This is a genomic window from Geobacter sp., assembly GCF_027327745.1.
In the GTDB taxonomy this organism is placed as follows: Bacteria; Desulfobacterota; Desulfuromonadia; order Geobacterales; family Geobacteraceae; genus Geobacter.
Genome location: NZ_DAHVYG010000059.1, coordinates 1 through 21,279, shown reverse-complemented (window position 1 = coordinate 21,279; position 21,279 = coordinate 1). Strand labels below are relative to the sequence as shown.

Below are 21,279 nucleotides of genomic sequence, written 5' to 3'. Positions count from 1 at the left end.
CCAAGCCCCCAGTCCCGAGCCCCTGCCTTTCAGTATTCCCCTTCCGCCACCCCGGCCTCTTCGAAGGTGGCCATCTCTTTCAGAATCTTGACCCCCGCCTCGATGAGCCCCATGGCCAGGGCCGCGCCGGTCCCCTCGCCGAGGCGCATCTGGAGGTCGAGGATCGGCTCGGCGCCGAGCCGCTCCAGCATCACCGCGTGGCCGATCTCCACCGAGCGGTGGGCGGCGAAGAGATACTCCTTCACGGTGGGGCAGAGTTCACTGGCCACCAGGGCCCCGGCGGTGGAGATGAAGCCGTCCACCACCACCGGGATCCGGTTGGCGGCGCAGCCGAGGACCAGACCTGCGATGCCGGCGATCTCCAGCCCCCCCACCTTGGCCAGAACGTCGATGGGATCGGCAGGATCGGGGCGGTTCACGGCGAGGGCCTGCTCGATGACCCGGACCTTGTGGGCCAGCGAAGCGTCGTTGATCCCGGTCCCCCGATGGGTCAGCCCGGCAACGGGGCGGCCGGTGAAGGCGGCGATGATCGCCGAGGAGGGGGTGGTGTTGCCGATCCCCATCTCGCCGGTTCCCACCATGGCAATCCCCTCGCTCTTGCAGCCGTTGGCCAGCTCGATCCCCACCTCCAGGGCGGCGATCGCCTCCTCGCGGGCCATGGCGGGCCCCTGGGCCAGGTTGCGGGTGCCGCGGGCGATCTTGCGGCCGATGAGGCCGGGGGTGTCGCCGAAGTCGTGGTCGACGCCGATGTCGACCACCAGCACCTCGGCCCGCACGTGCTTGGCCAGGACGTTCACCCCCGCGCCGCCGGCGAGGAAGTTGTACACCATCTGGACCGTCACCTCCTTGGGGAAGGCGGAAACACCTTCCGCCACCACCCCGTGATCAGCGGCGAAGGTGAAGATCACCTTCTTCCAGGTGGGGGGTTCCAGACTGCCGGAGATGGCGGCGTAGCGGCAGGCGAACTCCTCGAGCCTCCCCAGCGACCCGAGGGGCTTGGTCTTGTTGTCGAGCTTCGCCTGGGTCTGGGCGATGAGCGCCGGGTCGAGCGGCTGGATTTTTGACAAGGCTTCGTTCAGAAGGGACATGGCATTACCTCATCGTTAAGATTTATCCGTAGGGGCGATCCTTGTGATCGCCCATTTTCTGGCACTTGGCGAATACAAGATTCGCCCCTACTTCAGTTTCAGCGGCAGCCCGCTGAAGGTGACGTAGACCTCGTCGGCCGCCGCGGCGATCCGCTCGTTCGCCTCACCGGCCAGGTCCCGGAACTGGCGGGCGAGACGGTTGTCGGGGACGATTCCTAGCCCCACCTCGTTGGAGACGATGACCAGGGGGGTTGTCAAGAGCGGGAAGAGTTTCGTCAATTTTCCGACAGACTCCAGAATCTGGGGCGAATCGTTCCCCGCAAAGAGGAGGTTGCTCAGCCAGAGGGTGACGCAGTCGACGAGCGTCGCGTTGAACCGGCCGTCGACTCCGGCAAGGGCCCCGGCAAGGTCGCGGGGCTCCTCCACGGTGGTCCAGTGATCGCCGCGCCGCGCCCGGTGCCGGGCGATCCGCTCCGCCATCTCGCCGTCGCCGGCGCCTCCGGTGGCGACATACGCCAGGGGTGCCCCGAACCCGAGGGCCAGCTCCTCGGCCAGGCGGCTCTTGCCGCTGCGGGCACCGCCCGTTATGAAAATCACCCGCGCCATAAACGAAAACCCCGCCTCCTGGGAAGAAGCGGGGTCGAAAACCGGTGATCCTGAATATGCGCCGGGCCTCGGAGCCTCTTCCGCGGAGGTCCTGTAAAGCGGACATTCAGGCAGGTTTCCTGGCTCACGGATCGCTTTACTCGCCGCGCCTTCCCGGGGTTTACGCGCGGAAACGACGGACTCGCCGTTTCCGCCGTCGAAACCAGATCAGTGGCATCGTTGCGGCTTTCATCACCGTTCACAGTTGCGGGACAGCAAGGGTTTCGCACCCTTTTCCCTTTTACCTCCTGCCGTGCGGCAGAAGCACCTGAACGTTTAACTATTCGATTGTGCGGTCCTATCTAAACAGAGCGACCGGTGAAAGTCAACGAAGAAGTTCTGTGATCTCACCCTTACCCGGCCTTCGGCCACCCTCTCCCAGCGGGAGAGGGTCAATCGAGCTCCCTCTCCGTCGCCAGCAACTCGCCGATCCGCCCCCAGACCGCCTCCTTCCCCTCGCGGGAAAGGGCCGAGAAGAAGAGCATCTCGTCGCGGGAGAGTCCCGTCTCCCGGGCGATGACGGCTGCCTGCCGGGCCCGTTCGTTCTTCGACACCTTGTCGCACTTGGTCACCACCACCAGGGTCGGGATGCCGTAGGCCCGCAGCCACTGGAGCATCTGGCGGTCCTCCTCCGTCGGCACCCGCCGGATGTCGAGGATGAGCACCACGCAGCCGAGGGTGCGGCGGGTGGAGAGGTAGGTCTCCATCATGGGACCCCACTGCTTCTTCACCTCCAGCGGCACCTTGGCGAAGCCGTACCCCGGCAGGTCCACGAGCATCAGCCCCCCGTTCACGAGGAAGAAGTTGATCAGTTGGGTCCTCCCCGGCGTGGAGCTGGTCCGGACCAGCCCCTTGCGATTGACGAGGACGTTGATCAGTGACGATTTTCCGACATTGGAGCGGCCGGCGAAGGCGACCTCCGGAAACTCCTCCGGCGGATAATTGGCCGGCTTCGTTGCGCTTTTGACAAATTCCGTGCTGGTGACATGCATTGTTCAAATCCCCGCTGACAGACGATACTTGATGTCAGTAATACCACCTTCCCCCTCCCCTTGGCAACGAAAGCCTCCACTCCACGGGCGAGAAACTTGCATGACTCTCGGAGAACCATAACCGGGACAGGACGCCACCATGAACAAGGAACTCGAAACTCTCATCATGTCCGCCGTTGACCTTCCGACGATCCCACTGGTGGCCACCAAGGTCATCGAGATGATGGAGCAGGAAGACGTCACCATCGAAAAGATCGCCAAGACGGTCTCCGCAGACCCGGCCGTGGCGGCCCGCATCCTCAAGCTCTCCAACTCCGCCTATTACGGCTGCCAGCGGCAGATCAACACGCTGTCGGCCGCCATCATGCTGCTGGGGTTCAAGACCCTGAAGAGCCTCGTGGTGGCGGCCTCCCTCAAGCAGATCTGCAAGCGGTTCGGCCTCACCGAGAAGATGCTCTGGGAACACGCCGTCGGCGCGGCCCTGGCCGCCCGCATCATCGCCTCCAGCGGCAGGTTCATCAACGAGGAGACAGGCTTCCTGGCGGGGCTCTTCCACGACATCGGCAAGACCATCATGAACGACCAGGACCCCCACACCTTCCAGCAAGTGATGATGCGCTGTTACAACGACGGCATCCCCTTCGAGGAGGCCGAGCGGAGCCTCTACCCCTTCACCCATGCCGACGTCGGCGCCCTCGTCATCAGGAAGTGGAACTTCCCCGAGGCCCTCTCCACGGCGGTCATGCACCACCACCACTTCGCCACGGCGCCCCTCACCGACCAGTACGAGCTCTTTCTCACCGCCACCACGAGCCTCGCCGACAAGTTCTGCAAGAAACTCGGCATCGGCGACCGGCAGGCCGAAGACGGCCTCGACCTGGCCAACACCCCCGAGGCGAAGCTGCTGGGCTACACCCCCGAAACGGTCGAAACCGCCCTGGAAACCTTCCGGCAGACGTTCGAGGAGAACAAGAGCTTCTTTCTGAACGACTGACGCGACGCCGGCACGCCACAAAAAAACCGCCTCCCCGGCGGTTTTTTTCGAGCGCAAAGCTTTTATGAGGTCAACGATATCTGCTCAGGGCGAGCCACTCCACCTCCGCTGGCATATGGGCTGACGCCAGAGGCACAGTGCCCCCAATCCCGGGAAAACGGTCAGGCTTTTTTGCGGATGATCAATCCCTTGAGGGTATCGAGCGCCTTCGCGATCTCAAGGGCCTCTTTGGAAGGGATCTGTCTGATCACCTCGCCGTCCTTGCGCGACAGAACCTTCACCACCATCCGTTCGGCATCCCTGTCGAAGGAGAACCGCAGATCCGTGGTCATCGACTCGATGAACTCGTTAATCTTCGCCGCCGCCTCTTTGAGGGCCTTTTCTTCCTCAGCCGGAGGATGCTTCACCGCCTCTTTGGGAAGTTCAGCTTTTGCGACCTCGTTCTTCTTCTCCGGCTGTGACACTTTTCCATCCGTCGACGGAGAAACGACCACCTGCGTTCCCCCATTGCCACCGATGACCTCGACGCTCATTCCCGCACCCTCTTCCGTTGATTAAGTTCCCCCATATGTCACTTTTCGGCAGAGGAAAAGATAGCTTTAGGAAAAATCTGACCTGCATAGTGTTTTTCTGACCTACCATCCCTCTGGCATATCAGTTGCACAAATCGCTCGAATCCGAAAAAAACCTTCGGAGCGGCTGAGTTAGCTTGCGCGCCGAGGAAACAACCACCGACGACGGAGGAATTCAATGTCTTCTCTCAGGGTTCTTATTACAGGTGGGGCAGGCTACCTGGGCTCCATTCTCTGCGAGCATCTGCTCGACAAGAAGCACAAGGTGACTGTCGTCGACAATCTGATGTACGGCGAGCAGAATCTCTTTCATCTGTGTGCAAATCCCGACTTTGATTTTGTCCCTGGCGATGCGCGCGATGAAAGCGTGATGAGAAAACTAGTCTCCACCGCCGACGTCATCATTCCGCTTGCAGCCATAGTTGGTGCCCCGGCATGCGACCGGGACCCCCTCATGGCTCGCACGGTCAATCTCGATGCGGTCCAACTAGTCTTAAAACTTCGCACCCCCTCTCAACTGGTCGTCTATCCAACCACGAACAGCGGCTACGGCACCAAGTCGGGCGATGTCTACTGCACCGAGGAAACCCCCCTGGAACCGATATCCCTGTACGGCCAGACCAAGACGGAAGCAGAAGCGGCGGTGCTCTCAGCCCCGAACACCATTACCCTGAGGCTGGCAACGGTGTTTGGTCTCTCCCCCCGGATGAGGATGGACCTCCTCGTCAACCACTTCGTGTATGCAGCCGTGAGCGACCGGTATCTGGTCATCTTCGAAAAGGATTTCAAGCGCAACTATATCCATATCAGAGACGTCGCCGACTGCTTCATCCACTGCATCGAAAACGCGCCTGCAATGATCGGCCGTCCCTACAATGTCGGGCTGGACGCCGCCAATCTCTCCAAGGAGGAACTGGCACTGAAAATCAAGGAATATGTGCCCGGTTTCTTCATCCACTTTGCCGAGGTCGGCAGCGATCCCGACAAGCGCAATTACATCGTGTCGAACCAACGACTGCGGGAGGCCGGCTTTGAAGCGAAAAGGACCCTCGATGACGGCATCCGGGAACTTCTCAAAGGATACGCTCTGCTTGGCCGCACCCCCCACAAGAACATCTGAGCCATGGCTGATCTTTCAAACATAACCGCCGCCATACTCGCCGGGGGGTTCGGAACCCGCCTCCGTTCCGTTGTGTCGGACAAATCAAAGGTTCTGGCCGTGGTAAACGGTCGCCCGTTCATCTCGTACCTTCTCGACGATTTGGCCCTTGCGGGAGTGAAACGGGTCATCCTCTGTACCGGCTACCGGGGGGAGCAAGTAGAAGCGGAACTGGGAGCCGCTTACAGAGGCATGGAATTGAGCTATTCGCGGGAGACTTCCCCCCTCGGCACGGCAGGGGCACTGAGGAACGCCATCCCCTTGCTTCAGGACAACCGGCTGATCGTCATGAATGGTGACTCTTACTTCGAAACCGACCTTCCCACCTTTGCGGACCTTCACGGGGAGAAAGACGCCACGTGCTCCATGGCGCTGGTCCACGTTCCCGACACCACACGCTACGGAAGGGTCGAACTGGACGAGAACCTGTCGGTTCGGCACTTCATCGAAAAAGGAGAAGGACGAGGGCCGGGCACGATCAATGCGGGCATCTATCTCTTCGAACGCCACGTCATCGACAGGATACCGCCCCACAGAGAGGTATCGCTGGAGCGGGAGATTCTTCCCGCACTCATCGGAGACAAATTTTTCGGATTTTCGAGCACGGGCCGGTTCATCGACATCGGCACCCCCGAGTCTTATCGGGAGGCGGAGCAGTTCTTTACGGGCTTACGCACTCGCTTGAGCAGATTCCCTGCGGAGGAGAGACCATGATCATTAGCAGAACGCCTTACCGCATATCTTTTTTCGGCGGCGGCACCGACTACCCGGAGTGGTACCTCAAACATGGCGGCAGCGTGCTCGGCACTGCGATCGACAAATACTGCTATCTGACCTGCCGCTATCTTCCGCCTTTCTTCGAGCATCGCACCAGGGTCGTCTACTCGCAGATCGAAAGCTGCCAGACCATTGATGAGGTCAGGCACCCCTCGGTGAGGGAGGTTCTCCGTTACCTGAACATCGAACGCGGGGTTGAAATCCACCACGATGGCGACCTCCCCGCCCGCAGCGGTATGGGCTCCAGTTCGTCCTTTACCGTCGGCCTGCTCAACGCATTGTATGCACTGAAAGGGTATATGCCCACCAAACAGCAGCTTGCCCGGGAAAGTATCCATGTCGAACAGGAGATGATCAAAGAAACGGTCGGATCTCAAGACCAGGTATTGGCTGCGCATGGGGGATTCAATCACGTCACTTTCCATCCCAACGGAGAAATAACTGTTCACCCGGTGATCCTCACCCAGGATCGGCTCCAGGAGCTCAACTCACACCTGATGCTCTTCTATACCGGCATCAAGCGGACAGCCTCAAACGTTGCAGCAAGCTACGTGAACGACCTGGAAGCCAAGCGTCGCCAACTCCGGATCATGAAGGACCTGGTGGAGGAAAGCATCTCCATTCTCAATGGCAACCAGGACATCTGCGCCTTCGGGGAGCTGATGCACGAGGCGTGGCAGGCGAAACGGAGTCTGAGCGCATCCGTCTCCAACGGGCATGTGGATGAGCTCTTCGCCAAGGCCATGGCCGCCGGCGCCATCGGCGGCAAAATAACCGGCGCCGGAGGTGGCGGTTTCATGCTTTTGTTCGTCCCCCCCGATCGTCACAAAACGGTCAAGGAAGCTCTCAGCAGCCTGATTCATGTTCCGTTTCGATTTGATTTCGCCGGAAGCCAGATCATCTACTTCCAGCATGAGGAAGATTACTCCGAGCAAGAGCAAGAGCGGGCGGGCCAAAACGTCATCCCCTTCCAGGAGCTGAGTTCCCTCAAGAGCTCCCAGCAAGTGGAACGGAAAAAACAGAGAATCTCCAAGATGGCTGCCAACTCTCTTGAAGAGAGGATTTGAGGCATGGAGAAAATATCCGACGTAACAATGGAGCATCTTAGGGAACGAGCCCAATGGGTGCGGCGAGAGACGCTCAAAATTCACGGGATCGCCCCTGAAACCCGAGTGGCCTCGTCGCTGTCCGACGTGGAAATCTTCGTCGCCCTCTACTATGGAAACATCCTGCGGTTTAAGCCGTCAAACCCTCTCTGGCCGGGCCGGGACCGGCTCATCATCAGCAAAGGCCACGGTTCCATATCCCTCTACCCGATCCTGGCCGACCTCGGATACTTCGACCGGAGCGAACTGGAGCGGGTATGCCAGGAAGGCTCAATACTGGGCGGGATCCCGGACACCATGATCCCCGGATACGAGACCATCAACGGTTCGCTGGGTCACGGACTCGGTGTCGCCTGCGGCATGGCCCTGGCGTTACGCAAACAGGGATCGGACGCCCACGTTTTCGTGCTTGTCGGAGATGGGGAACTCTATGAAGGGTCCGTCTGGGAGGCCGTGATGTTTGCCGCCCACCACAACCTCGGCAACCTGACGGCAATCATCGACAACAACAAGATATGCATGCTCGACCTCTGCAGCCGGATTATCGATCTGCAGCCGCTCGAACAAAAATTCAGCGCCTTCAACTGGCATGTCGACTCAATCGACGGCCACGACATCGAGGCGGTCATGCAATCCCTCACCGGCATGAAGCAGGACCAAGGCAGGCCGAAGGTCGTGATAGCCAATACGGTCAAAGGCAAAGGGGTTCTCTCTCTCGAAAACGATACCCTTTGTCACATCAAATCACTGAGCCGGGCGGAAATCGCCGCCGCTCTCGAGGAACTGCAATGACGCAACCGGCACGCGCAATGAGGGATGCCTTCATCGAAGCCCTCTACGATCGGATGGCAGGAGATGAGCGCATTTTCTTCCTGGCCGCCGACCTGGGGTCTCCCGCTCTCGACCGGCTCAGAGCGGATTTTCCCGAACGCTTCATCAACGTCGGCATCGCAGAACAGAATCTCATAAACGTGGCGACGGGACTTGCCCTTGAAGGAGGGATCGTCTACGCCTATGCCATCGCACCGTTCATCTCCATGCGCGCCTATGAGCAGATCCGGGTGAACCTCTCGATTTCGTCCCAGGTCCGCCCGGTCAACGTTAACCTGATCGGCGTCGGTGGCGGAGTCAGTTATCAGGTATCCGGACCAACACATCACTGCCTCGAAGACCTCGCCATCATGCGGCTCTTGCCGAACATGGCCGTCTTTTCACCCAGTGACTGGCGATTGGCCGCCGCCTTTGTCGACTACACCGTATCGAACTGCACCCCCAAGTATCTCCGTTTCGATGGCAAACCGATTCCGGCCATCTACGACACCGTCACGCCGGAAACCGTAGCGGCCGGGTTCTGCGAACTCGTTGCCGGAACGGAAGCCTGCATCGTTTCAACAGGCTTTATGACACAACGGGCACTCAACGCAGCTCGAAGCCACGGAGCAGTAGGAGTGGTGGACCTGTTCCTGCTGAAACCGGCAAACACCGAGGAGCTTCGTCAGACCCTTCTCAAATATCGACACATCGTTACTGTCGAAGAAGGATTCGTTGGCAACGGTGGACTCGACTCCCTTGTCGCCCAGATCCTGAACGAAGATCGTCACTCCGTCACCCTCGACCACATCGGGTTCAACGACCGCTATGTCTTCGAACTGGGAACGCGCGACCAACTGCACGCCCGCAACGGCATGGACGAAGCCGCCATAACGGCGGCGATTACCCGCAGACTCGGCCACGGCAAACCATGAGCCATTCCAACGTAGATATCGTCCTCATTAATCCAGGAGACCGGAAACAGGTTTACCAGGGATTGGGTGCGGAGTTGGCGGCAGTCGAACCCCCCTTCTGGGTGGCGGTCATTGCCTCCTACCTCCGTAATGCCGGTTTTACAGTGGCGCTGATCGACGCCAACGCTGAAAACATTGCTCCTTCCGAGGTGGCGGAACGGGTTAGCTCGCTGGCGCCGTTACTTGCGGCGATTATCGTGTACGGCTCCCAACCTTCCGCCTCAACTCAAAACATGCCGGCTGCGGAACGGATCTGCACCGCCATCAAAGACGGGACCACGGCACGAGTCGCCATTGGCGGCCTTCACCCGTCGGCCCTGCCCGAACATACAATCCTTACCACAGACGCCGATTACGTCATCGAAGGGGAAGGTCCCCTGACCCTTTCTTCCCTGCTCCGCGTGCTGAAAAGTCCCGCTCCCGACCTCGCGTCCGTTCCGGGGCTTTGGTATCGCGGCAGCGACGAAAGCGTCCATCATACCCTCCCCGCCCCCCTTATAAACGACCTCGACACCATGCTGCCGACCGCTGCCTGGGACCTGCTTCCGATGGAAAAATATCGAGCCCACAACTGGCACTGTTTCGACGATATCGAACACCGCTCTCCTTATGGTGCCATTTACACCAGTCTCGGGTGCCCGTTCAACTGTGTCTTCTGTTGCATCAACGCTCCGTTTGGCAAGCCGGGCATTAGGTACAGAAGCCCCCAGCGTGTTCTTGAAGAGGTCGACATCCTCGTCAACCGTTACGGCGTGAAAAACCTTAAGATCGTCGACGAGTTGTTCGTCCTCGACGAACGCCATTACCTGACCATTACCGATCTGCTCATCCAGCGCGGTTACGGGCTGAACATCTGGGCATACGCCCGGGTGGACACCGTGAACCCCGCCCACCTGGAACGGATGAAGCGCGCCGGCATCAACTGGCTGGCTCTCGGCATCGAGTCGGCCAACCCTGCGGTGCGGGACGGTGCAGCAAAAAAAATGCGGGTCACCGATATCACTCGCACCGTAAGAACCATTCAGGCCGCCGGCATACGGGTAATCGGCAACTACATCTTCGGTCTGCCCGATGACACGCTTGAAACTATGCAGGAAACTCTCGACATGGCAACTGAACTCAACTGCGAGTTCGCCAATTTTTACTGCGCCATGGCATATCCTGGTTCGAAGCTTTACGAAATAGCCCTTGCCCACGGCTGGCAACTTCCGGAAAGCTGGAGCGGCTATTCCCAGCATGCCTACGATTGCCGGCCACTCCCGTCCAATCACCTTGCAGCCGCAGACATACTCAAATTTCGGGATGATGCATTCCACCGTTACTTCGCAAACCCCACCTATCTCGAGATGGTTGAAACCGAGTTCGGCTTGCGCGTACGCAGCCACATTGAGGCGATGAGTGCATCCCGACTGCGCCGCAAGCTGATCGGCGACTAATACGAAATAGCAAAGAGAGGACCGTCAATGGCTACAGCCAAGCGGGTGCCGTTCGGCACCATCACCATCACCGACACGGCCAGGAAACTCATCAACGAAGCCCTTGAAACCAAACGTATCTCCAGTGGCAAATACGTGCGTGAATTCGAGGACCGTTTCGCTCACCTGCTGGGGGCAAAGGAAGCCGTGGCGGTCAGCAGCGGAACCGACGCCGATATCCTCGCCATGGCGATACTCCATGACTATGGGGCACAGCGGGGCGACGAAATCATCGTTCCCGCGCTCTCTTTTGTCGCTACGGGCAACGCCGTTCTCCACGCCGGGTTCACCCCGGTATTCGTCGACATTGAGCGGGAAACACTCAACATTGATCCGACCAAGATCGAAGCGGCAATCACCGAGCGAACCCGTGCCATCATGCCGGTTCACTTAATGGGCAAGCCGGCAGCGATGGACGAAATCAATGCCATCGCGAAACGGCACGGGCTCATCGTCATCGAGGACGCTGCCGAAGCCCACGGTGCCCTTTACAAGGGGAAGCCGGCAGGGACCCTGGCAGACCTGGCAGCCTTCAGCGTTTACGTCGCCCACATCATAACTACCGGCGAAGGTGGCATCGTCACGACCAACAACGAGGAGTACGCCGAAATTCTCCGTTCGCTTCGCTCCCACGGCCGCACCTGTGCCTGCAAACAATGCGCGCTCAATCTCACCTCGGGATACTGCGCCAAACGATTCCGTGGCGACGGGGGAGAAGATATCCGTTTCACCTTCAACCGCATCGGCTACTCCTGCAAAATGAACGAGCTTGAAGCGGCCATCGGCATCGGCGCGATGGAGGTGTACCACGAAATCCTCAAAAAACGGCACGACAATCTCAAGTACGTACTCGACCGGTTCGACCGCTTTTCACCGTACCTCTCCACCATAAAGGAAGAACCCCATGAACAGATCGGCCCCCACGCCATACCGATCATCATCAACGAAGAAGCCTCCTTCACCCGGGCTCAGCTCACAGGCTATCTGGAGGAAAACGGGATCGAAACACGCACCCTGTTTGCGTCGATGCCGACCCAATGTCCCGGTTTTGCCTATCTGGGTCACAAAACGGGCGATTTCCCGGTCGCCGAGTTCATGGGGCACAATGGAATCCATATAGGGGTACATCAGGATGTGGGGATTGAGGAAATGGACTATGTCTTGAACGTTCTGGCAGAATTCTTAGAGCATAACCAGAAATGACGCGAATTAACCTAGCTTCAGGGAGCAGCTATGCAGAACAGACGCCGCATCCTCTTCATCTCACTTGAATTTAGCTCGTGGCAGTCCGCCAAAAGCTGGTCGTATACGGCCCACCTCGGCCTGGAAGAGGGGTTCGCCGCAAACGGGATCGATTGTCTCACCATCCCGGCCCATGCGGATGTAACCAAAGCCGAGGCGAAATCCTGGCTCTCGCGGGCAAGGCAGCTCTGCGAAGAGAAAAGATTCGATCAGGTATGGATTGAAGTCGTGCACACCAACCCCGACGAGCCATTTCTTGAATGGCTCGAAACGGTTGCGCCAGTGCGGGTTGGTCTGGTGGGAGAATCTCTCCAGTACCAGCCCGAGGCATACCTGGAGGCGCCCCATCTGAGGGAGCGGCGCATGCAGGTAGAAAAACGGCTCCGACACATGACCCACGCCCTCACCGTGGACGAGGCGGATGCCGAGGACCTCAGCTCACGGGGAGTAGTCAAAGCGCTCTGGTGGGTCAGTGCCGTTCCCGAGCGATTTATCGGCGAATGCCCGGAACCTCCCCGCTTGGACGCCGCTACCTTCTGCGGCGCCCTCTACGGCAAACGTGCCTCGTGGCTGGAACATCCCGCGCTCCGATCCATTCTGGCCAAGCAGATCTCTCCCGAAGAGGGCACTCCCTATCCCGCCCTTTTCGAGGAACTTCACCGCGTCGCCGGTACATATCTCACAAGCGGCGCCCCCATCGATACGAGACACCTTACGGCGTTCATGTCTCCCCTGCGCCGGATTCGTCAGGAAATTTTCGGTTTATGGATCAAAGGATTGCGGGACGGGGTCGCTGTCGTCAACCTCCCGAGCTTTTTCCAGGGCTACGCGGGGAGAGTGTTTGAGGGGATGGCGGCGGGAAGGCCCGTCATAACCTGGGAGATCCCCAACCGTCCGCGTACGAATGCACTTTTTGCCGATGATGCAGAAATTCTTCTTTTTCCCGGAGATTCCCCCGAAGCCTTGGCGGAGCAGATACGGCGCCTTCAGCGGGACCCGGCCCTTGCCAACCGGATCGCCTCTGCCGCCCGCAGTAAATTGTGGCGGCATCATACCGTTGAGAAGCGTGTTCGGCAGATAATGAGCTGGATTGAAACCGGGGTGGAGCCAACTTACGCGGAGGATTGTCCTTCGGAATCCCTTGATTGCTCGCTGCAGTGTTTTTCAGAACTCTTTTCCGGCCGGGGATTATTTCCCGCCGCCAACAGCCCGGAAAAGAACAACCGTGACACCGCAAGGCAAAAGGAGTTGGCGGTACGCCTCACGCTGGCGAACGAGGCGATCTCGTGCAATGACATCGAGCGAGCCATCGCCCTGCTGGAAGAAACTGATCGGAACTTTCCCGGCGAGGTTGACGTTCAGGAGATCCTGCAAACCCTGCGCTCGATTCAGAAGGAAGAGGCCCAAACACAGCGGGATGACCCTTACTACACCAAACTCTTTCTTGAGCACCCAGCGTGGTCAAATCCCCACCCTAATGATGATGAACAGGCACGGTGGGTCTGCATTTCCCAAATCCTTCAGATGATTGCCAACTCCCAAAGTGGTGCCACCCCCCTCCGGATACTGGATCTCGGCAGCGGCAGGGGGTGGCTGACCAACCTGGCGTCGTCGTTTGGCAGAGCAGAAGGGATTGAGCCAGTCGAGGAAGTTGCCGCCGTAGCCGGCAAACTATTTCCCCATCTGACATTCTCTCACGGGACAGCGGAGACCTTGCTGAAGAGATCGAATTTTCAGCCCTACGATATCGTTCTCAATTCGGAAGTTATCGAACATGTCCCGCGGGAAGAGCAGAAAGAGTTCGTCAAAAATCTGTCAATGCTCGTTAAGAAGGGAGGGCATGCCATTATTACCTCCCCGCGAGCGGAAGCATACGACCAATGGATGGAATACACGAACTTCAGCCGACAACCTATTGATGACTGGTTACCCGAAAACGAACTGGAAGAATTGTTCAAAGAGATGGGGTTCAGGACCATCCATTTTGAACGGATATATTACGACATGCTTGGCAAACGCTACATCCTGAGGCCATCTCCGGATGAAGAAACCAGAGAAGGTGTGGTCGCCCTCTACCAAGTCTGGGGTTTCAACAAATTTTGACAACTTTCATGTACACCAATAGGCACATTCGATGAACGACCATCCATCTCTTTTCTTCCGAGAGTCCGCACTTGCTCACAGGTACTGCCGCGGCACCGGCCTGGAGATAGGCGGGGCAGCCCACAACCCGTTCGGGCTCAACACGCTGAACGTGGATATGCCGTTTCTGCGATGGACGGCCGGTAACGTCATCAATCTGACCCAGCGAGCGTACCAATGACACAAGACACGGATGTCCAGAACGGCATATCCCGCATTCTCCCCCACACCGTCCACTTCCTCCTGAACGACAAGTGCAACGCCAAGTGCGTCTTCTGCGGCGGCGACTACTACCGGAGCAAGAGCGGCAAGGTCATCACCCTCGACAAGTTCGCGCGGATGGCCGAAAACCTCCACCTGGAGCACTTCCGCAATATCTGCCTCGCCGGGGCCGGCGACCCGCTCCTCGATCCTGACTTCATGCCGATCGTCCGCTACACCAACGAGCGCTACCCGAACATCGACATCACCGTCACCACTAACGGCATCGCCCTGAAGCCGGAGCTCTCGGCGGAGATGATGAGGGCGAAGGTATCGCTGGTGAACATCTCCATCAACGCGGCGACGCGCGCCACCTACAAGCGGCTCATGCAGGTGGACCAGTTCGAGCAGGTCTGCGCCAACGCCGCGACGTTTGTCCGGGAACGGGAAAAGGCCTGCGGACAGACCCTATTCCAGTTCTCCTGCGCCATCAGCCGGCTCAACATCGAGGAACTGCCGACCCTGGTGGAGCTTGCTCACCGGCTCGGGGTGCGGCACCTGAACATCTTCTACTGCCGCTTCTACCCGAAGTCGATCCGGCACCTGAACATCGAGTCGAACGAGTACCTCCTGGAAGACGGGGAATCGCTCTTTTTCCACCAGGAGCTCTCGGACCGCAAAGTGCTGGAAGCAAGGGCCCTGGCCGAGCGCTACGGCATCTTCATGGCCCACGAACCCCTCTTCCGGGAAAAGGGAGCGCCCAAGAAGTGCGTCTGGACCGAGACGGAGCTCCTGGTCGGTTTCGACGGCGAGGTCTATCCCTGCGGCGGCGGGGAGGTCCACTTCAAGAAGAAGGTGGAGTCGGGGGTCTACCGGTTCGGCAACGCCCTCACCCAGCGGATCGAGGAGTTCTGGAACAACGACACCTACCGCAGACTCCGGATTTCCTGCCGCCGGGGGGCAGAGAGCCCCATCGTGGAGTGCCGCTTCTGCGCGAACCTGATGCAGCACGACGACATCCGCTCCCACCTCATGGAATGGGACGGGTTCGAGGAGGAAAGACCGGCGGCGAAGAGCGGCGCCTCACGGCCCCTCGTCTCGGTCATCGTCCCGACTTACAACCGCCCCGACATGCTCCCCGACACCCTGCGGAGCATCCTCGCCCAGACCTACCCGCACATCGAGATCGTGGTGGTGAACGACGCCGGAGAGGATGTGGAGCGGCTCGTGAAGGAGGTGGCTCCCGGCGCTGTCTACCTCCGCCACGAGCGGAACAAGGGGCTTGCCGGGGCGCGAAACACCGGCATCCGCCGCGCCACGGGAAAGTACATCGCCTACCTGGACGACGACGATCTCTTCTATCCCGAGCACGTCGAGACCCTGGTGACGTTTCTGGAGGGAAGCGATTTCAGGGTCGCCTACACCAACTCCTACCGGGCGTTCCAGAGCCAGGCGAGCGGGCGCTACGAAGTGGTCCGGCGCGAGGTCGCCCACGGCATCGACTTCGACTACGACCGGATCCTGGTGGACAACTTCGTGCCGGTCCTCTGCTTCATGCACGAGAAAAGCTGCATCGCGGAGAGCGGCTGTTTCGACGAGAGCCTCCGCCGCCACGAGGACTGGGACCTCTGGATCCGGATGTCGCGCAGGTTCCGCTTCGCCCACATCCCGCGGGTGACCTGCGAGTTCTCCTGCCGGGTGGACGGCAGCGGCATGACCACCGGCACGGTGCCGATGTTCCTCGTCACCAGGAGTGCCATCTACGCCAAGTACCGGGACCTTACCTCCCTTGACGTTCGACGCCGCCAGCGGGCCGACACGTGGGAGTTCATGCGGCACCTCTACGCCTTCCTGGAGGGACGCGTGGAGCCCCTGGTCCCGCTTTTCACCGGCGGGCGCCGGGCCGAGGGGGAGGCGCGCCTCGCGGAACTGGCCGCCACCGGGGCAACGGAGGCGCAGCGGGAATCGGCCCTGGCGGACCAGCTCGCCCTCGCGTATCTGAAAAGCGGCGCCGTGGCCGATGCGGTGACCCAGTTCGAGCGGGCGGTGGCCGCAGATCCGATGAACCCCATCGCCAGCCACAACCTGGCCGCCGTCTACCGCAAGACCGGCCGAAGCGCCGATGCGGCCCGCGCCTGTCTGGGAATCGTCGAACAAAACGAGAGCGAGGTCCCGACGCTCATCGCTTTAGCCGAACTGGCCGCGGAGCGAAACGACGTAACTGAGGCACGGAAGCGCTACGAGCAGGTGCTGGCGGTGGAACCGGAGAACAAAGCCGCTGCCGGGGCGCTGGCGGCACTCCCGGCCCCCGCCCCCGGCACCGCTGCAGGGGACCGACTCCGGGTGGCCGTCTACTCCCTCGATCACCCGGAGCACGCCTGCGCCCGCATCAGGGTCATCGCTCCCGGCGAAACCCTTGCCGATTCCGTCGAGCTCAGGTGGGGGGTCGACCTGGGGAGCGACCAGGCGGGGGTCAACATCACCCTCGCCGCCTGGGCCGACCTGATCGTCGTCCAGCGCTTCTTCCCCATGGCGAACACCGCCCCGCTCCTCGAACGGATCCTGGCCGCAGGGAAACCGGTCATCTACGAAACCGACGACCTCCTCGTGGAGGTTCCCGCCACCAACCCCCACCAGCGGGGGGCCGACGCCGCCCGGCCGTTCATCTTCGACCTGATCTCGAAGAGCGCCGCCGTCACCGTCTCCACCGAGGAGATGAAGCGGGCCTTCGCCCCGCACCACCGGCAGCTCCACGTCCTCCCCAACCTCCTGGACGACCGGCTCTGGACGGCGCCGCTCCCCGCAAAGCCCGCCGGCGCGCCGGTGGTGATCGGTTACGCCGGCACCCCCGACCACCGGGCCGACCTGGCGCTCATGGAGGAGGTGCTGGAGCGGATCGCGGCGAAGTACGGCAGCCGGGTCGCCTTCCGCTTCATGGGGTGCGACACGGAACGGATCAAGGGGCTCCCCGGCTTTTCCGCCATCACCTTCGAGCCGGGGTACGAAAACTACGCCCGGGCGGTCCGGAAGGCCGGGATCGACATCGGCCTCGTCCCCCTGGCCGACAACCGCTTCAACCGCTGCAAGAGCAACATCAAGTGGCTGGAATACTCGGCCTGCGGCATTGCCGGCATCTTCGCCTCCCTCCCTCCCTACCGTTCCTGCGTGCGGGAGGGAGAGACGGGACTGCTGGTCGCCGGCTACGACGCAGACGCCTGGGTGGCCGCCCTGGAAAGCCTGATCGACGATCCCGACCGCCGCCACGCCATCGCCACGGCGGCCCGCACCGAGGTCCTCGGCAACTACACCCTGAAGAGCCGCGGCCGCCTCTTCCTCGACGTCTGGCGCCGGGTGGCCGGCCGCACCGAAACTACCGCCAAGGAGCAGGAGATGACCATCTCACCGCAACCGTTCGCCCCGTGCGCCGCGCCGACTGAGGCTGCGCCCCGGGTCTCCATCATCATCCCCCTCTATAACAAGGTGGAGTACACGAGGCAGTGCCTGGAGGCGCTGGCGCTCAACACCGAGCAGTCCCTGAATTACGAGGTGATCCTCGTGGACAACGCCTCCTCGGACGGAACCGCCGCGTACCTCCGGACCCTCTCGGGGGAGGTGACCATCGTCACCAACCTGAGAAACCTCGGTTTCGCCAAGGGGTGCAACCAGGGAGGGCGGATTGCCCGGGGACGTTACCTGGTCTTTTTGAACAACGACACCATCCCCCACCCGGGATGGCTCGATGCGCTGATCCGCGGCGTCGAGGAGGACGGCGCCGACATCGTGGGGGCGAAACTCCTCTACCCCAACGGCCGCATCCAGCACGCCGGGGTCGCCTTCAACGAGCACTCCATCGGCTACCACATCTTCAACGGCTTCCCGACCACGGCGCCGGCGGTCAGCAGAAAGCGGTTCATGCAGTGCGTCACCGCCGCCTGCCTGCTGGTGAAGCGGGAGCTCTTCGCCGAGCTCGGCGGCTTCGACGAGGGGTACGTGAACGGCTTCGAGGACGTGGATTTCTGCCTGCGGGCCGGGGAGCGGGGGCGGCGCGTCCTCTACACCCCCGAGAGCGTCCTGATCCACTTCGAGGAGACGAGTGAGGGGCGGAAAAGTCACGACGAACCGAACATCCGCCGCTTTCTCGCCCGCTGGGAGGGGAAGATGCGGCGCGACGATGCCGACCTCTACCGGGCCGAAGGGTTCGGGACCGAGCGGACGGCCGACGGCCGGCTCCGGATCTTCCCGCTGCAGATGGCGCCGGAACCGTCCCGCCCCGCCGCGCCGGTGCAGCCGCCCCCCGCGTCATGCGTACCGCCCCCCGAGCGGGAGGCCGTCCTTGCCCTCAAGGGGGAGGGGCGTTTCGCCGAGGCGCTGGAAATACTGTCCAAAATTCTGGCTCGCGGGGACCGCTCCGTTCTCGTGGAGGCGGGAGACTGCCTGGCGGCCATGGAAAAGCACGACGACGCCATCGCGCTCTACGGGGAGGCGCTGGCCCACGCCCCGGGCGACGCCCGTGCCCATCTGGGGATCGGAATTGTCAGATTATTGACCGGAAAACTCCCCGAAGCCGCGGCCGCCTTCACCCGGGCGCTCCGGGAGGAACCGGCGAACCCGAAGGCGCTCTGTGGCCTCGGCCTCGTACGCGGCGGACAGGAGCGCCCCGGGGAGGCGTTCGACCTCTTCACCCGAGCCCTCGATGCCGACTCGGAGAACCTCACTGCCCTCCACGAGATGGTGAAGCTCGCCTACGCCCTGAACCGCTTCCAGGAGGCGGCGGGGCACCTGGAGACCTATCTCATGTACCATCCGGGGGACACCGACATCCTCTTCTCATACGCCGGCCTCCTCTACATGGCGAACGAGCCGGCGAAGGCCCGCGATGCGGTGGAGCGCCTTCTGGCACTTTCGCCCCGGTACGAAGGGGCGCCCGAACTTCTGACGAAGCTGGGGAAAACGGGACTCGGGACTCGGGACTCGGGAACGGGAAAGCACCAACCGGTGAGTGACCCCCAGGGGCTCAAGGAAGAGGGGAAGTACGAGGAAGCGCTGGCGGCCTTCTCCCGCATGGTATCTGAAGGGGAGCGCTCCGTGTTGGCCGATATGGGTGATTGCCTGGCAAACCTGGGCCGGCTCGACGAGGCGGCTGCCTCTTACCAGGACGCCCTGCGGGAAGACGAAGGTGACCCCAAGGCCCTGGTCGGTCTCGGCGTGGTGAGCCTCATGCAGGGGAAACAGGTAAAGGCGGTCACGTGGTTCAACCGGGCGCTCAAGGCCGATCCGGACAATGCCCGTGCCTTCTGCGGCCTCGGCATGGTCCGGAACATGCAGGGCAAGCCGGTAGACGCATTCAGCTGTTTCGCCCGCGCCCTGGACGCCGACCGGGAGAACCTCACGGCCCTCCACGAGCTCGTGAAACTCGCCTATGCCACGGAGAGGTTCGAAGAGGCACTGCCGCGCCTTGCCGGTTACCTTATGTACCACCCGGCCGACCTCGACATGCTCTACACCCTCGCCGGCGTCCAGTTCAAGGCAGGCCGGCACGACGAGGCCCTGGAGAGCATCGAGAAGGTGCTTCTCTTCGCCCCCGGCTACGAGGGAGGGAGAGAACTCAGCGAACGGATACAGGAATCCATGGCGGCATGAGAACCTAATCTCCCTCACCCGGCCTGACGGCCACCCTCTCCCCAAAGAGAGGGTTTATCCCCCCCTCGCCCTCCGGGAGAGGGGACGGGGGTGAGGGGACACAAAAGCGACAGAACCCCCATGACCAATTTTGAACGCAACATAGCGGCCCTCCGTCGCCGCGATCCCGACCTCGCCGCCCTGGTGGAGGCGGCGGAGCCCGGCGACCGCATCGTGGTGGAGCCGGCCCGCCAGGGGGGTGTGACCGCACGGGTCGGGGATATCTGCATCCATTCTCCCTATAACCCGGCCCGCGAGGCCGGGGAATGGGCACGGCAACAGGCGGAGCGGTTCGCCCCCGCGGAGCCCCTCACCGTGGTGGGCTTCGGCCTGGGGCACCACCTGGCGGCCCTGGCGGCACAGGGGTTTGGCGGCACGGTCATCGAGGACGATCCGGCGATGATCCGCGCGGCCTTCAGCCACTCCGACCTCACCCCGACGATCGAGCGGTTTTCGTTCATGGCCGGCGTTCCGGAGGATGTGCTCCGCCGCCGGCACGACCGGCTCCTCAAGGGAAACGTGGCGGTCCATCCCGGGGCGGCGCGGGTGACCGACTCCCTCGGGCGCCTCGGACGGTACGCCGAAGGGCTGGGGCTCGCTGCCCGGGGGGGGCTCCGCATCCTCCTGGTGAATCCGATCTACGGCGGCTCGCTCCCGGCGGCCCACCACTGCGCCCGGGCGCTCCGGGCCCTGGGGCACGAGGTGATCCCCTTCGCCAGCGAGGCCCTCGCCCCGGGGATGGAGTTCGCCAAGGGGTTCCGCTACAACCAGAGCCGCCGGGCCTTCAACACCGGCCTTGCCAACCTCCTCTCCCAGGCGGTGGAGATCAGGGCGCGGGAAGTGCGGCCCGACATGGTCCTGGCTCTGGCCCAGGCGCCGATCATGCCGGAGACGATGCAGCGGCTGGAAGCCCGCGGCATCCCCACCGCCTTCTGGTTCGTGGAGGATTACCGGGTCCTCCCGTACTGGCGCGAGTCGGCGCCGGCCTCTTCGTGGTTCTTCGGGATCCAGAAGGAAAACTTCGCCGCCGAGCTGGCGAAGATCGGCGTCACCCGTTACTCCTACCTTCCCACCTGCGCCGCCCCCGACGTCCACCGGCCGCTGGAGCTCTCGAAAGCCGAACGGGAGGAGTTCGGCAGCGCCCTCTCCTTCGTCGGCGCCGGCTACTTCAACCGGCAGGTCTTCTTCAAGGGTCTCACCGACTATCCGTTCAAGATCTGGGGGAGCGACTGGCCCCTCGTCTCGCCGCTCACTCCCTGGCTCCAGCGGCGGGGGGCCCGGATCGACACCGAGACCTGCGTCAAAATCTTCAACGCCTCGCCGGTAAACCTGAACCTCCATTCCTCCACCACCTGCGACGGGGTGGTCCCGGACGGCGACTTCGTCAACCCCCGCGCCTTCGAGATCGCCGCCTGCGGCGCCT

The 21,279-nt window shown here is 61.7% G+C and carries 15 protein-coding genes and 1 riboswitch; of the genes, 11 read left to right on the top strand and 4 right to left on the bottom strand.

Features of this window, described 5'->3' with window-relative positions; translation table 11 throughout:
* Positions 1-29: 29 nt before the first annotated feature.
* From cobT to yihA, 3 genes are all read right to left on the bottom strand, one after another.
* Positions 30-1,088, bottom strand: coding sequence for a nicotinate-nucleotide--dimethylbenzimidazole phosphoribosyltransferase (cobT, locus tag M6689_RS10965; protein ID WP_298271481.1), 1,059 nt, complete (start codon positions 1,086-1,088; stop codon positions 30-32).
* A gap of 87 nt (positions 1,089-1,175) precedes the next feature.
* Complete coding sequence (gene cobU, locus M6689_RS10960; protein WP_298271479.1) at positions 1,176-1,694, bottom strand: bifunctional adenosylcobinamide kinase/adenosylcobinamide-phosphate guanylyltransferase; 519 nt, start codon at positions 1,692-1,694, stop codon at positions 1,176-1,178.
* 91 nt (positions 1,695-1,785) lie between these two features.
* Positions 1,786-2,020: riboswitch (cobalamin riboswitch) on the bottom strand.
* A gap of 105 nt (positions 2,021-2,125) precedes the next feature.
* Entirely contained in the window at positions 2,126-2,725 is a 600-nt protein-coding gene (gene yihA / locus M6689_RS10955; RefSeq protein ID WP_298271477.1) for a ribosome biogenesis GTP-binding protein YihA/YsxC, read from the bottom strand.
* A 139-nt stretch (positions 2,726-2,864) separates the two neighbouring features.
* On the opposite strand from yihA, the gene M6689_RS10950 reads away from it, so the two are divergent.
* A complete protein-coding gene (locus M6689_RS10950; protein WP_298271475.1) occupies positions 2,865-3,719 on the top strand; it encodes an HDOD domain-containing protein in 855 nt (284 codons plus the stop codon).
* Between the two features lie 161 nt (positions 3,720-3,880).
* On the opposite strand, the gene M6689_RS10945 is transcribed toward M6689_RS10950, so the two are convergent.
* Positions 3,881-4,252 (bottom strand): flagellar protein FlaG, encoded by a 372-nt coding sequence (locus tag M6689_RS10945; RefSeq protein WP_298271473.1) that lies wholly within the window; start codon positions 4,250-4,252, stop codon positions 3,881-3,883.
* A gap of 217 nt (positions 4,253-4,469) precedes the next feature.
* Between M6689_RS10945 and M6689_RS10940 the strand changes: the two genes are divergently transcribed.
* The 10 genes from M6689_RS10940 to M6689_RS10895 all read left to right on the top strand — a co-directional run.
* Positions 4,470-5,411, top strand: coding sequence for an NAD(P)-dependent oxidoreductase (locus M6689_RS10940; protein WP_298271471.1), 942 nt, complete (start codon positions 4,470-4,472; stop codon positions 5,409-5,411).
* Between the two features lie 3 nt (positions 5,412-5,414).
* Complete coding sequence (locus M6689_RS10935) at positions 5,415-6,164, top strand: nucleotidyltransferase family protein (protein ID WP_298271469.1); 750 nt, start codon at positions 5,415-5,417, stop codon at positions 6,162-6,164.
* The gene (locus M6689_RS10930) at positions 6,161-7,294 is read left to right on the top strand and encodes a kinase (RefSeq protein WP_298271467.1); all 1,134 of its coding nucleotides are present in this window, start codon (positions 6,161-6,163) and stop codon (positions 7,292-7,294) included. Before M6689_RS10935 ends, M6689_RS10930 begins: the two co-directional genes overlap by 4 nt.
* 3 nt (positions 7,295-7,297) lie before the next feature.
* Complete coding sequence (locus M6689_RS10925; RefSeq protein WP_298271465.1) at positions 7,298-8,125, top strand: transketolase; 828 nt, start codon at positions 7,298-7,300, stop codon at positions 8,123-8,125.
* A gap of 17 nt (positions 8,126-8,142) precedes the next feature.
* A complete protein-coding gene (locus M6689_RS10920) occupies positions 8,143-9,078 on the top strand; it encodes a transketolase C-terminal domain-containing protein (protein ID WP_298271463.1) in 936 nt (311 codons plus the stop codon).
* Positions 9,075-10,553, top strand: coding sequence for a radical SAM protein (locus M6689_RS10915; RefSeq protein ID WP_298271459.1), 1,479 nt, complete (start codon positions 9,075-9,077; stop codon positions 10,551-10,553). Before M6689_RS10920 ends, M6689_RS10915 begins: the two co-directional genes overlap by 4 nt.
* Before the next feature lie 27 nt (positions 10,554-10,580).
* On the top strand, positions 10,581-11,795 hold the full coding sequence (locus M6689_RS10910; protein WP_298271456.1) for a DegT/DnrJ/EryC1/StrS aminotransferase family protein: 1,215 nt from the start codon (positions 10,581-10,583) through the stop codon (positions 11,793-11,795).
* Positions 11,796-11,825: 30 nt separating this feature from the next.
* Positions 11,826-13,937, top strand: a complete 2,112-nt coding sequence (locus M6689_RS10905) for a glycosyltransferase (protein ID WP_298271453.1) — start codon at positions 11,826-11,828, stop codon at positions 13,935-13,937.
* Positions 13,938-14,153: 216 nt separating this feature from the next.
* Positions 14,154-19,817: a glycosyltransferase gene (locus M6689_RS10900; RefSeq protein ID WP_298271449.1), complete on the top strand. Its 5,664-nt coding sequence runs from the start codon at positions 14,154-14,156 to the stop codon at positions 19,815-19,817.
* A gap of 120 nt (positions 19,818-19,937) precedes the next feature.
* A partial coding sequence (locus tag M6689_RS10895; RefSeq protein WP_298271447.1) for a DUF3880 domain-containing protein occupies positions 19,938-21,279 on the top strand: 1,342 nt, incomplete at its 3' end.